The organism is Ensifer sp. KUDG1 (genome assembly GCF_050434285.1).
GTDB lineage: Bacteria > Pseudomonadota > Alphaproteobacteria > Rhizobiales > Rhizobiaceae > Ensifer.
Map to the genome: position 1 here is coordinate 162,376 of NZ_JBNDIG010000008.1, position 14,021 is coordinate 176,396.

Genomic DNA, 14,021 nt, shown 5'->3' on the forward strand with positions numbered 1-14,021 from the left:
TTATTATTTCGTCAATCTTACGCGGTGCTTTTTGCCAATTTCGCAATTCCATTGCCGGTTGCTTATGTTCTGCGCGACCTCGTATCCTCGGATCTGCTGCTTTCCTGGGGTGCCGCACTCTATCTGCTGACATTCGCCCGCATTCTTCTCGACTGGCGATACAGGCGGCAGGGGGATGAAGGGCGGACGCGGGACTGGAGGCTATGGGCTTGGCGCTTCACGCTGCTTTCGTGGGCTTCCAGCGGCCTCTGGGGCGCGCTCGGGTGGTTTGCCTTCCATCCGGACGAGCCGCAGACACTCGCTTTCATCTGCATCGTGATCACCGGCATTGCCAGCGGCGCGGTGCCGTCGCTGTCGGCGTTTCCGCTCGCCTATGCCGGTTCGCTGGTCGCGATCCTGCTGCCTTTCGCCATCCGTTGCTTCCTCGGCGAGGGGCCGATCTACGACACCTATCTGATCTTCACCATCTGCCTCTTCGGCGTCGATCTCTACTACAGCCGGGTCACCCACAGGACGCTCGCCGAAACGGTGCGGCTACGCTTCGAGAACCTGTCGCTGATCACCAGCCTCCAGGAAGAGCGCGACAAGGCGCAAAGTGCCGATCGTTCGAAGTCACGGTTCCTGGCTGCTGCAAGCCACGATCTGCGCCAACCGATCCACGCGCTGAGCCTCTTCATCTCGACGCTGGCAGCGCTCGGCCGAAACGGTGATGTTCCGGCGAAGAACGCCCGCGATCTCGCCGACCGCGCGCGCTCGGTCGTCGGCAGTCTCGGGGGTCTGCTCGACGCACTGCTCGACATTTCCAAGCTTGATGCAGGCATCGTCACCGTCGCGCGCGAGCCGGTATCCTTGCGGCGGTTGCTCTCCGATCTCAAGGCCGAGTTCTCCGGCATCGCCAAAGACCAGGATCTCGGCTGGCGCGTGGTCATGACGGATGTCTGGGTCGATACCGATCCGATGATGCTGAAGCGCGTTCTCGACAACCTGCTGTCCAACGCCTTCCGCTACACCAGCACCGGCACGGTCCTGATCGGCTGCCGGCGGCGCGGTGCTGCGGTGGAGGTGCAGGTCTGGGACACCGGCGTGGGCATCCCGGCGTCCGAGCAGGAGGCGATCTTCGAGGAGTTCGTACAGCTTCAAAACCCGGCGCGCGACCGGTCGCAAGGGCTCGGGCTCGGCCTTGCCATTGTCCAGCGCACTGCCGCTCTGCTCGGCCATCCGGTCCGGGTGGTCTCGACGGAAGGTCGCGGCTCGATGTTCTCCATCACTTTGCCGGCGGTCGCGCCGCCGTCGCTGGCAAAGCCCGGACGCGCCCACCCGACCGCCGCGACCCAGCATGGGGGCATCGTCGTCATCGACGACGAACGCGACGCGTTGGATGCCACGGCGCTGCTGCTCCGCACGCTCGGCTATGCCGTCTATGCCGGGCGTTCGGCCGCGGCGGCCCGAACGGAGTTTGAGAAGGCCGCGCGCCTGGGAGAGGCGCCGGTCGATCTCGTCCTCACCGACTACCGTCTCGAGGCCGGCAAGACCGGGATCGAAGCAATCCGGGAGATCAGGGCCTATCTTGGGTGGGAGGTGCCGGCGCTGATCCTTTCCGGGGATACGTCGCCGGCGCGGCTGAAGGAAGTGACCGCAAGCGGCCACCGTCTCCTGCACAAGCCGCTCGATGCAGTTCGGCTCGAAGACGAGATCGAAACTCTTCTCGCCGAGCGGCCTGACGACGCGGCGCGCGAGATCCGCACCGTCACTCGATGAAGACGCGCACGCTGGCGGCGCGCCCGACGGAATCGATCACCGTCAGCGTCGAATAGCCGGCACCGTCCGGTTGCCACTGCGTCACCCGCCGGCGGGTGAGTTCCGGCAGCGGCTTGCCGTTGGCAAGCCAGCGGAACGGCGCGCGTCCGCCCTGGAGCTTGAGCGTCAGCGGCGAGAGCGTCTGATGATCCGCGCCGAGCTCGACGCGCGCACCCTCGGGCGGAAACACGATCTGCGGAGCCGGCTCGCGGGCCGAAGCGTTGACGAGGCCGCTTGCCGTCAGTGAGAAGCGGCGCTGGCTGATCGGCAGTTCGGCTTGAGAAATGCGGATCGCGCCGGCCGGCGCGTCGGGCAGCGGCGTGATGCCGAAGCCGGACTTGGCGAAGCCTTCGAAGAGAATGGGAGCGGCGCTGCCATAGCCGGTCAGGCCGGGAACGGCGCCGTTGTCGGGTCGTCCGACCCAGACCCCGAGCACATGGCGGCCATCGTAGCCGACCGACCAGGCATCGCGATAGCCATAGCTGGTGCCGGTCTTGTAGGCGATGCCGCGCTGGCGGCTGCCGGCGGGCGGCAAGACGCCAGAAAGCGCGTCGGAGACATTCCAGACGGCAACCGGCGAAAGTACCGGCTCCGCTTCGACCAGGCCGGCCTTGCCCTCGACGCCGTCGCCGAGCCGGAGCGGAAAGCCGCGATTGGCAAGCGCCGCATAGAGCTGCACGAGATCGCGCAACGATAGCCCGACGCCGCCAAGGCCGATGGCAAGGCCGGGTGCCTCGCCGGCAGGAAGCGCCGGCTTCACTTCGCCACGGCGAAAGCGCATCATCAGTTCGGCGGGACCGACCGCATCGAGAAGGCGGATCGCCGGTACGTTCAGAGACAGTTGCAGCGCCTCGCGCACGCTGACGTCACCCTGGTAGCTCATGTCGAAATTGCGCGGCCGGTAGCCGAAGAAGTCGGCCGGTCGATCCTCGATGATCGTCTCCTGGCTGACGAGCCCTTCTTCGAACGCAAGACCATAGATGAAGGGCTTGAGGGTGGAGCCTGGCGAACGCGTGATGCGGGTCATGTCGATCCAGCCGGAGCGGCTCGCATCGAAATAGTCGGCCGATCCGACCGAAGCGACGATCTCGCCGGTCTTGGCATCGGCCATCAGCATGGCGACCGAAACCTTCGGTCCGAGCTTGGCAGCGCCTTCCCTCGCCACGGCCTCGAGGTTGCGCTGGACAGCAAGGCGCAAGGTCGTCTCGTGCCGAACTGCCTTCGGATCCTTGCGCAACGCGCGTTCGGCAAGGTGGGCGGCATAGGCGGGAAGTTGCAGGCGGCGCGACGGGACGGAGGTGGCGATCGCGCGCTCCGCTTCGCCGTCTCCGATCACATCGGCAACCGCCAGCCGCGTCAGCACCCGTTCGCGGGCGGCGACGGCGGCGGCATGGTTGCGGTCCGGGCGGCGCTTTTCAGGCAGTTGCGGCAGGGCGACGAGCAGAGCCGCCTCGCCGGCCGTCAGCCGTTTCGGCTCCTTGCCGAGCCAGGAGAGGCTTGCGGCGCGCACGCCCTCGATGTTGCCGCCATAGGGCGCGTGGGTGAGATAGAGATTGAGGATCTGGTCCTTGGATAACCGTCGCTCGATCTGGATCGCGCGGGCGATCTGCAGCAGCTTGGCGGTGATCGAGCGCTGCTGCCGTGGCTCGATGAGGCGGGCGACCTGCATGGAGAGCGTCGAGGCGCCCGAGACGATCCGGCCGTTGCTGACGAATTGCAAAGCAGCGCGGCCGAGCGCCAGCAGATCGACACCGGAATGCTCCCCGAAACGCTGGTCCTCGTAGGCGATCAGCATCTTCAGGAACTGCGGATCGACATCGTCGACGGTCGTCTTCAACCGCCAGAGACCATCCGGCGTTGCGAAGGCGCGCAACAGCTGTCCGTTGGCGTCGTCCACCTCGCGCGAGACGACGTCCGCCTCGCCAAGCGGCGGCGGGAAGGCCTCGTCAGCCTTCTCGATCGCAAAGCCCGTCAGCCCCGTCAGAAGCAGGCAGACGGGCAAGGCGATCAGCAGTTTGCGCCCAATCGACATGATCTTGCCTATTGCGCCGCCAGCACCTCCATCCGCCCGGTTGCCGTGCGGGCCGAAAGCTGCGGCCGGTACATGTCCTCGACGGTTGCGGCCGGATGATCGTAGGTGCCCGGCGTTACCGCACGCACGACATAGGCGAGCGTAACTTCACGGCCGGATCCGATGCTGCGGTCGAGTGCTGCGACGAAGCGGTCGTTGCGGAACTCCGTGTGGGTCGCGGTGATTTCACCAAGCCACTCGAAATTGCTGAGCTGGGCGCTGTCGACGAGGCTCGGATTGTCGATCTGGAAACCGGCCGGCAGAAGGTCGGTAACCAGCACGCGCGACGGCCAGTCGTTGGCTTCCGTGACCTTCAGCACGACGACGTAGCGTTCGTTCTGCCGCGCCTCCATGACGTTCGCCTCGGCACCGTCGAGCGTGTAGTAGGTGCGCTCGATGGTGAAGCCGTCCCCGCCGGCCGAAAGCGGCTGGGCTGGGGCGGCGACCGTGGTGACCACGGCCGAAACCGGGTCGGCGCCCTGGTTGCGGATCACCACCGGATGGGTGATGAGCGCGTCGCCCGCCATCTGGGCGGCATAGCTGCCGGTCTTCGATGCGCCGTTGACGTCGAGCGCCATGTCCTCGTCGCCATTCTGGATGGCGCGGGCGGCAAGCAGCATCCAGGCCTGTTCCTGGGTGCTGGTATAGGTCTTCTGTTCCCATTCGCGGGCGACCATTTTCGACAGCTCCGGAACGATCGGCGGGACCGGTCGGCTTTCGGCCGCGAGCGCCAGCACCGCCGCGCCGTCACGCAGCGACGAGCCGTAGTCGGAGCGCGACAGGCTGACATTGACGAGACCCGTCGACATGTTCGCCGCGTTGGCAAACGTGTCCTGCGCCCCTTGCGCATCGCCATACAGCGAAAGCGCTGCGGCGATATGGGCCTTGGCGAGCGGCGTCGGGAAGTCGTTGATCAGCGTGTTGGCGTAATAGCGCAGATCGTTGATCGCCGCCTTGCGATTGCGGGCAAGCACGTAGAGCGCATAGGCGATCTCGTTGCCGCGATCCTTGGCATTGGTGTCGTAGCTGACGCCGTTCTGCAGATTTTCGAGCGCCTGAACCATCGCGGCCTCCGGCACGTCGTATTTCTGCTCGCGAGCCCGGGTCAGGAAGTCGGTGACATAGGCGTCGAGCCACAGGTCGCCGTAGCCCGGCCCCCAGAGGCCGAAGCTGCCCGACGAGGACTGGTTGGAGAGCACGCGGTAGATCGCCTCCTGCACCCGCTTGGTCACGCCCTCGTCGTCGGCAAGGCCTGACTGCTTGGCGAGTTCGCTCAGGTAGAGCAGCGGCAGCGCGCGGCTGGTCGTTTGCTCCGTGCAGCCGTAGGGATAGCGGTCGAGCGTCATCAGCAGCGCCGGCATGTCGAAGGCGGCGGAGCGGGTGACGCTGAGGTTGACCGAGGCGCCCTGCAGGATGCTGTCGGCGAGCAACTGCCCGTCGACCGTCAGGCTGCTGCCGGGCGCGATCGACACCACCCGCCGCTCAGTCACCGGCAGGGTTGCCGGACGCACGAGCAGGTCGAGCGACTGCTCGAGCGAAAGGCCGTTGGCGCCGGTCAACGCCACCGTGACGACGCCGTTGCCGGGATATTGCCCGACTACCGGCAAGGTGATCGAGGAGCGGCCGCCCTGTTCCAGAGTGACCGTGCTGCCCGTGCCCGGTTGCTCGACGGTCGCCTGGCCGCTGGTTGTCACATGGATCTGGTAGTCGCCGGCCGGTGCGTCGGTGTTGGCGATATCGAGCCTGAGGTCCGACCGGTCTCCGGGTGCCAGGAACCGCGGCAGGCTGGCGGTGACGACAACCGGGTCGCGGATCACCACGTCGCGGGTGGCGTGGCCGACACCGGATTTCGTCCAGGCGACGGCCATCAGCCGCGCCGTTCCGTTGAACTGCGGAATGTCGAAGCTGACGGTTGCCTTGCCGTCGCCGTCGAGCTGAACCGGCCCTTCGAAGAAGGCGACCAGCTTTTCCGTGGGCGGGCTGCCCTGAAGTGCCACCTGGCCGCCATCGCCGCCGGTGCGCAGTTTTCCCGTCGCGCCAAGCGAGCCGTCGATCAGGCGGCCGTAAAGGTCGCGGATTTCAAGGCCGAGTTGGCGCTGGCCGAAATACCAGGCTTCGGGGTTCGGCGGCTCATAGCGGGTGAGGTTGAGAATGCCGACATCGACGGCGGCGATCGTCACATAGGCTTCTTCATTGGCGCCGGCACCGGCGACCTGAAGGCTGATATCGAGCGGCTGGCGCGGCTCCATCTTCTCGGGCGCTGCGAGCGTGACGGCAAGTGCGCGCTCGGCCGGATCGACCGAAAGCCACTTGATGCCGATGGCGCGCATCGGCATGCGGCTTTCCTGGGCGTCGCCCGGGCGATAGAGCGTGGCCGTGACATAGGCCCCGGCGCCCCAGGCGTCGGTGACCGGCAGCTCGACTTCGCCGCCTCCAGCCGCGATCGATGCCGTCTGCGTCGTGATCAGGTTCTCGGTGCCGACGGTCACCAGCAGCTCGCCGGCAAAACGCGGCGAGACCTTGAGCTTGGCCGTGTCGCCGACCGCGTATTTCTCCTTGTCGAGCGCGATTTCCAGGCCGTCAGGCGTTTCCGTCGAGGTGGCGGCAACGTACCAGCCGGCGTCGAATTCGAGGCTCGAGGTCGGGCCATCGACCGCGGCCGTCTCGACTTCCAGGCGATACCGCCCCCAGCCGACAGGCACGGAGATGTCGCCGCCGTCTTCCGTCAGGTCGACGCTGCCGTTGGCCACCTGCTTGGTGGTGACGACGGGTTCGTATTTCCAGGCGCTGCCGTCGCGGTACCAGTGATAGTTCCGCTCGACGCTGATTAGCTTCCAGAGGACCCCGGGCATGGCGAGCTTGGCCCCGGCCGGATCGACGGCGATGACGCGGAACTTGCCGACCGAGTTCTCAGCCAGTTCGCCTTCGAATTCCGGCTTGATGCCGAGCATCGGGCCTTCGGCGCGCACCGGCAGTTTCAGCGAGCGCTCGACGGCGCGGCCACCGGCTTCGCGCATGCGAACGGTCACGGTGGCATTAAGCAGCTGCGTGGTCGAGGGCACTTCGTCGATGAGGACGTCGAAGCTGGATTTGCCTTCCTCGTCGAGCGACGAAAGCTCTTCGAGCGGCAACCGCGTGTCTTCACTAGCCTCTTCGTCGGCAAGGCCGAAGGAGTAGCCCTTGAAGGCGGCATTTTCGCGCGTCGGCTTGATCGTCACTTCGCCTTCAAGTTCGAGCCCGGCAGCCGGCGCGCCATAGAGATAGCGCCCGTCGACCGCCACACTCGCCGTCTCGCCGACAGCGATCTCCTTGGCGTCGCTGGTGAGGTCGAATTCGGTGCGATCCGGCACGAAGTCATCGATCAGGAACTGCTTCTCGCCGATTGCCGGCGACTTCGGATCGGTGAAGATCTGCATCGTCCAGGTGCCGCGCATGGCGTTTGCCTGGGTGTCGAGGTCGAGTGTATGGCCCCCGAGCTTGCCGCCGGCGCTGGTCATGCGGCGGTATTCGACACCATCCGGGCGGAGGAAGACGAAGGTGAGCGGCAGGTTCTCGATCGCCATGCCGTCGACGTCACGGGCAAGTGCTGCCGCATGCACGGTTTCGCCGGCGCGATAGATGCCGCGCTCCGTCCAGGCGAGAATGTCGATGGCGCCCGGAGCCGCGCGTCCGGTGACGCCGCGGTCGGAAAGGTCGAAGCCGGCGCGGCTCATGTCGAGGAAGACGTAATCGTCTTCGCCCTTCTTGGCCGAGATCACCGCAGGCGTCAGCCCGGCCGTGCCACGGATCAGGCCGGCGGTAAAGGTGACGCGGCCGTCGTCATCGCTCACGGCCGTGCCGAGGATCTCGTTGTTCTTGGCGACGAGCTGCAGTTCGACGCCTTCGATCGGCTCGGCTGTGGCCAGCGAACGCACGAAGACGTTCAACCCGTCGGTGCCGGCATAGGTGGAGAGGCCGATATCGGAAACGACGAACCACTGTGTCGCGCGCGCGTCCCATTCCTGGCTGACGCCGGTGGTCGGCGCTGCCGTGAGCACATAGACGCCGGGCTTGCGCTGGGGCAGCGCCTCGTCGACCGGGAAACTGGTGACAACCTCCTTGTTGACGTCACGCTCAATATCGATCGAGCCCTGCCAGACGAGTTCGCCGATCTCATCCTCGATGCGCTGGGCGCTGTAGCCGTCGAGTTGCGTCAGGAACTGCGAGCTCTGCAGCACTTGGGCGATGCTGCGGTCGCCGACGCGGTAGAGTTTCAGCTTGGCGCTGTCGGTGTTGACGGAGACGAGCGGGATGCCGCGGCGCGCGGTCGACGGCAGCACGAAGCTGTCGCCGGTGAAGCGCACCATCTGCGCACGGTCAGCGACATAGATGTCGAGGGTCACGGGCGCTTCGAGCACTTCGTCGACGGTGGAAGGCAGGCCGCTGCGAACGGTCAGCTTGTAGCGTTCACCATGCGAAAGCCCCTCGATGCAGATCTGGTCGCCCTTCGCCTCAAGCGCCTTTGGCGCAGCACCATTGACGGTGACGAAGGAGGCATAGTCGGCGCCGCTCTTTAGAAGCTGCTCGGAGAACTGCACACAGGCGCGTGGGCTCGCGGCGTCGGAATCGATCGTATGTTCGACGACGCGGAAGCCCTTGCGCTGCTTGAGGTCGAGATAGGCCGCCTCGACCGATTTTGCCTTCACCAATTCGAGGCTCGCCTTGTAGGCGTTCAGCGCGGCGCGGAAATTCTCGGCGCCTTCCAGCGATTTCGCCATGACGGCGAGTGCATGTGCCCGGCTCTCGGTGGTGCGGGTGAGTTCATAGCCGTTGATCGCGGCGATGGCCGCCTGGATCGATACGCTTGAATTGTTGGTGATGCGGTTCGCGGTGCGCGCCGCCTCCAGCCAGAGTTCGCCGTCATCCGGATTGATCGCCAGCGCGCCCTGGAAGGCCTTCAAAGCATTCTCGATATTGCCCATCCCGGCCTGGCCGCGCGCCATGTCGATGAGCGTGTTGACGCCCATGCCCTGCTGATCGTCGGCGAGCGCCAGATTGGCCTTGGTGTTGCGGGCGTCCTGCAGCAGCTGATCCGACAGGAAATTCAGGCGCGGCGGTGCGCCGATATCGGCCTGTGCGGCCTGCGGCTGCACGACCTTGCCGGCAATCGCGCCGGGGAAAGTGTTGAGCTGGTTATAATCGGACTTGAGGAAGCACCACTTCACCTTGGGATTGTAGGTGAACGCGCGGCAGGACTGGTCCGCGATGCATGTCTGCTGGCATTCGTCGAGCGAGACGTTCTGTTCGGTCCTGAGGTCGAAACCGAAATAGTCGCCGTCCTTGGTGATCTCGATCTGCCGTCCACTCTCCTGGGCAACGGCGGGGACGCCGGCGGTCACAAGTGACAGGAAAAGTGTGGAAAGGCCGAAAAACGCGCGCACAGACATCAAGTCCTCCCAACGCTGCCGGTCTCGATAGGGGCTTCACTTTTCAGGCTTCCGCCCCGCTTGTCAACCGAAGAGCAGTCGACGTACGGCGCAATTTCAGCGGGAGCACTCAAGTGAAGGATCGAGCATCGATCCGGAATGAAACACAATAAAACGATATGTAAATCAAACTATTATGACGGTCGGCCAAAGCCGCGGGAAAACCGCGCCGCTAGCCTCGTTGGTCTCTCAGGAAGACGGTCAGCGAGCGACCGGCGTCGAGGATATGGTCACGCGTCAAGGCGCTGGCTCGCTCCGCGTCGCGCGCAATGCAGGCATCGAGGATCGCCTTGTGTTCGCGCCGCGCGCGCGCAACGCCCGAGGTCAGCGTCAACTGCGCCCGCAGGTAACGGTCGATGCGATCGAGCGAGGCGCGGACAATCTGCAGGTAATAGGGGCGACGGGCTGCCTCGTAGAGGCTGTAGTGGAAATTGCGGTTGATTTCGCCCCAACGGTCGGAATTTTCCTCCCGCTCGAACTCCTCGCAATGCTGGCGTGCAAGGTCGAGTGTGCGGCGGTCGAGATTGGGTATCGCCAGCCGGATGACCTCCGCCTCGATGAGCGCGCGGAACTCGAAGATCTCCTCGATTTCCTCGATCGAGAGGCCGGCGACGACGGCGCCCTTGTAGCGCTCCGTGGTGATCAGCCCATGCTGCTCCAGCCGCGAGAGCGCCTCGCGCACAGGAATGCGGCTGGTGTTGAACATCTGGGCGATGTGGTCCTGGCGCAAATTTTCGCCCTCGGCGAGGTCGCCTTCGATGATCGCCTTGCGCAAGGCCTCATAGACGATATCGGCCGCTGAGGCGGCTTGCCTGACATCGACGGCGTCGAGTTTCATCCTGTTCAAACCCTGCTGGCCAAACCTTGTGGCCTGGCGAATTCGGAAGCGTTTTCGCGCGCTTGGCCAATGGTCATAGGTCCAATTCACGCGCCGGGCAACAGACGGGTTCGGTTCTCGCAGCAAATTCGAATATTTCAGATTGTATATTGGATCCAATTTTTCTATGACTGTTTTCGCCGGGAGGGCGCGGACGCGCTATCATCTCCGGCGAAGAGCGGAGCGTAGCCGGTGCGAAAGCATGGTGCGCCCGGGTGGCGCCCGTCCACCAGCACGGAAGGAGAAAGGGCATGCGCAGCAACAAGGTCGTTCACATCGTTTCCTGCCACGCGGAGGGGGAAGTCGGCGACGTCATCGTCGGCGGCGTCGCGCCGCCGCCCGGAAACACGCTCTGGGAACAGCGCCGCTTCATTGCCGAGGATCAGACGCTGCGCAATTTCGTGCTCAACGAGCCGCGCGGCGGCGTCTTCCGCCACATCAACCTGCTTGTCCCGCCGAAGGACCCGCGCGCGACGATGGGTTTCATCATCATGGAGCCCGAGGACACGCCGCCGATGTCCGGCTCCAATTCCATCTGCGTTTCGACCGTCCTGCTCGACAGCGGCATCGTGCCGATGCAGGAGCCGGAAACGCGCATGGTGCTGGAAGCGCCGGGCGGTCTGGTCAACGTCGTCGCCGAGTGCCGCAACGGCAAGGCCGAACGCATCACCGTCACCAACGTTCCGTCCTTTGCCGACAAACTGGACGCCAAGCTCGAGGTCGAGGGCCTGGGGACGCTGACGGTCGACACGGCCTATGGCGGCGACAGCTTCGTCATCACCGACGCGCGAGCGCTCGGGTTTTCCGTGACGCCAGACGAGGCCTGCGAACTTGCGGAAACCGGTATCAAGATTACCCGCGCGGCCAACGAGCAGCTCGGTTTTACTCATCCGGAAAACCCGGAATGGAACCACATCTCCTTCTGCCAGCTGACGCTGCCGGTCGAGGAGAAAGACGGCGTTCTGCATGGCCGAAACACGGTCGTCATCCAGCCGGCCAAGCTCGATCGTTCGCCGACCGGAACCGGTTGCTCTGCGCGCATGGCGGTGCTGCATGCCCGCGGTGTGATGAAGGTCGGCCAGCGTTTCGACGGCCACTCGATCATCGATTCGACGTTCAATTGCCGCATCGCCGGCGAAACGACGGTTGGTGGCCGCCCGGCCATCGTGCCGGAAATCTCCGGTCGTGCCTGGATCACCGGCACTCATCAGGTGATGCTCGATCCAGCCGATCCGTGGCCGGCCGGCTACCGCCTTGCCGACACCTGGCCGCGCAAGCAGTAAGGCCTGACCTTACGGGCCGCCTTGTGCGGCCCGTACCTTTCGGCCCAGTCCTTCGGATAGTTCCGCTGGTTCAGTCTTCCTTGATGATCCGGGTGGTGCCGACCCAGAGTTCGCGGGCCGGTCCCGCGCCGACATTGCGGGCGCGGTGGGGCAGCGAGGCGGGGAAGTGCAGCGTGTCGCCAGCCTTTAAGAGATAGTCCTTGCCGTCGATCTGGTAGAGCATCTCGCCCTCGATCAGGTAGAGGAAATCCTCGCCCTCGTGGCTGGTCAGTTCCGACGCGTAACCGGGCGGCATATGGGTGATACAGCCATTGAGGGCAGCGCCCGGAAAGCCGCGCTCGATCAGTTCGTAGACACGCTCCTTGGTCTCGACATTGTATCCGGGGCGTTCGCCGGCATGCGAGACCATCGAATGCGAATGCTGCGGCGGCTGCGACAGGAAGGTATCGACGCTGGTGCCGAGCGCGTTGGCGACGTTGTAAAGCGAGATCAGCGACGGGGTGGAAATGCCGCGCTCGATCTGGCTGATGAAGCCCTCCGTCAGCCCGGCCTCGCGCGCCACGTCCTTCATGGTCTTGCCGATTTCCTTGCGGCGGGCTCTGAGCATTTGCCCGAGCGAGGCGGGTGTCGAGGCTTCGGGGAGGGAGGCGCCTTCATGGACTTTGGGCGCCTCTTCGATCTTCAGGGGCATGACTTTCTTTCCGCTTGACTCACGTCTATCGATGTACTTTAGTACAGCTAAAGTTGGTTCAGCAAGCCGATCAGATCGCGTGCCGGCCTTCTTGAAAAGGGGAACTACAAGAACGTCTTCGCGGCAATCCGTCGGCGGCAAAAAACACTAAGAAAAATTGGATCCAATATCCAATAAACGTGTTTGGCACACGATCGATGACGGCTGCGGTCAAAAGGAGGAGTGAGATGAAACGTATATTGCCTATTCTGCTCGGCACGACGCTGGGTCTGCTTGCGGCCACCTCGGCCTTTGCGATCGAGCGCGGCGGCGCAATGACCTTTGCGCGCTACGACGACTCGACCGTCATCGATCCCGTTTACGCCGACCGCAATCCCGATCTCTGGATGGTGAACGGTCTCTACGAGACGCTGCTGCGCAACGGGCCTGACGGTTCGATCGTGCCGGGTCTCGCCGAAGCTCACGAGGTTTCGGCCGACGGCAAGACCATCACCCTTACTCTCAGAAACGGGCTCAAGTTCTCCGACGGCTCGGACCTGACCGGCGCGGACGTCGTCTTCTCGCTCGACCGGGCGCGCAATGCCGAACTCGGCCCCTGGGCCGGGTTGCTCGGCGCGGTCGACAAGGTCACGGCCGACGGCAACAAGATCACCGTGTCGCTCAAGAACCCCGACCCGACGATCATCTCGATCCTTGCGACCTTCAACACCGGCATCATGCCGAAGGCAGCCTTCGAAAAGGCGGCAGGTGCCACGGATCAGGAAAAGGCGCGCGCCTTCTTCTCGGCCGGTCCAGTCACTTCGGGACCTTTCGTCATGAAAAGCCACGTGCAGGGCTCGAGCATGAGCTTCGAGCGCAACCCGAACTACTGGCGCCAGGGCGAAGACGGCAAGCCGCTGCCCTATCTCGACCGGGTGGAATTCCTCGTCATTCCCGACGATGCGACCCGCATCCTCAAGCTGCAGGCCGGTGAGGTCGACGCCGCCGAGTTCATTCCGTTTGCCCGCGTCGGCGAACTCGGCGCCGATCCGAACCTGAAGATGGAGCTCTTCCCCTCGACCCGCATCGTCTATGCGCCGATCAATACGCGCGAGGCGAAGAAGGACGGAGCGAAGAACCCGCTTGCCGACGTCAAGGTGCGGCAGGCGCTGAACTATGCGACCGACAAGAGCGTGCTGATCAAGCTCGTCACTTTCGATACCGGCAAGCCGATGACCTCGCTGATGTCGGCAGCGACGCAGCTTCATTATGGCCCCGAGCCGCTCTATCCCTATGATCCGGAAAAGGCCAAGCAGTTGCTGGCGGAAGCCGGTCTCAGCGGCGGCTTCGAGGTGAAGCTTACCACGCTTGCCGGCAGCGCCGACGATGCGACGCTGTTTACAGCACTTCAGCAGATGTGGGCGCCGCTCGGCGTCAACCTCAAGGTCGAGCAGGTCGACAACCCGACCCGCGGCGAGAAGAACCGCTCCGGCGACTTCGATATCCACACCTACGGCTGGGCGAACGACGTCAACGACCCCGCACAAGTGACCGGCTGGCTCGGCTACTACAAGCAGCGCCAGGCCGTCGGTACGGGCTGGAACAACCAGGAATTCAACACGCTGTTCGAGGCCTCCAACGTCGAGACCGATCCGGCCAAGCGCAAGGGCGAATACAAGCGCATGCAGGAGATCTACGCGACCGAAGCGCCGCTGCTCTTCCTGTTCGAAACGCCCTTTGCCGTCGCCGTCTCGAAGTCGATCGAAGGCTACGTCCAGACGCCGCTCGGCGCCAACGACTTCTCCGAAGCCTGGCGCGCCGACTGATAGCGGAACGATCCGAGAGAGCCGGGCGGCAA

Annotated in this window: 7 protein-coding genes; 3 read left to right on the forward strand and 4 right to left on the reverse strand. The window is 64.6% G+C overall.

Going from position 1 to position 14,021, the window contains the following annotated elements; genetic code table 11:
- The first annotated feature begins 51 nt into the window (after positions 1 to 51).
- Positions 52 to 1,758, forward strand: coding sequence for a hybrid sensor histidine kinase/response regulator (locus tag M2267_RS20340; protein ID WP_429116560.1), 1,707 nt, complete (start codon positions 52 to 54; stop codon positions 1,756 to 1,758).
- Here M2267_RS20340 and pbpC read toward each other — a convergent pair.
- The 3 genes from pbpC to M2267_RS20355 all read right to left on the reverse strand — a co-directional run bounded on the left by pbpC (position 1,748) and on the right by M2267_RS20355 (position 10,171).
- Complete coding sequence (gene pbpC / locus M2267_RS20345) at positions 1,748 to 3,829, reverse strand: penicillin-binding protein 1C (RefSeq protein WP_429116562.1); 2,082 nt, start codon at positions 3,827 to 3,829, stop codon at positions 1,748 to 1,750. The genes M2267_RS20340 and pbpC overlap by 11 nt on opposite strands.
- 8 nt (positions 3,830 to 3,837) lie before the next feature.
- Complete coding sequence (locus M2267_RS20350) at positions 3,838 to 9,288, reverse strand: MG2 domain-containing protein (RefSeq protein ID WP_429116875.1); 5,451 nt, start codon at positions 9,286 to 9,288, stop codon at positions 3,838 to 3,840.
- A 217-nt stretch (positions 9,289 to 9,505) separates the two neighbouring features.
- A complete protein-coding gene (locus M2267_RS20355) occupies positions 9,506 to 10,171 on the reverse strand; it encodes a GntR family transcriptional regulator (RefSeq protein ID WP_052201650.1) in 666 nt (221 codons plus the stop codon).
- 290 nt (positions 10,172 to 10,461) lie between these two features.
- On the opposite strand from M2267_RS20355, the gene M2267_RS20360 reads away from it, so the two are divergent.
- Positions 10,462 to 11,493 carry a trans-3-hydroxy-L-proline dehydratase gene (locus M2267_RS20360; RefSeq protein ID WP_429116566.1) on the forward strand — a complete coding sequence of 344 codons (1,032 nt, stop codon included), beginning with the start codon at positions 10,462 to 10,464 and terminating at the stop codon, positions 11,491 to 11,493.
- 70 nt (positions 11,494 to 11,563) lie between these two features.
- On the opposite strand, the gene M2267_RS20365 is transcribed toward M2267_RS20360, so the two are convergent.
- Complete coding sequence (locus tag M2267_RS20365; protein WP_429116569.1) at positions 11,564 to 12,184, reverse strand: helix-turn-helix domain-containing protein; 621 nt, start codon at positions 12,182 to 12,184, stop codon at positions 11,564 to 11,566.
- Positions 12,185 to 12,411: 227 nt separating this feature from the next.
- Between M2267_RS20365 and M2267_RS20370 the strand changes: the two genes are divergently transcribed.
- Positions 12,412 to 13,989 (forward strand): ABC transporter substrate-binding protein, encoded by a 1,578-nt coding sequence (locus tag M2267_RS20370; protein ID WP_429116571.1) that lies wholly within the window; start codon positions 12,412 to 12,414, stop codon positions 13,987 to 13,989.
- Positions 13,990 to 14,021: the final 32 nt, after the last annotated feature.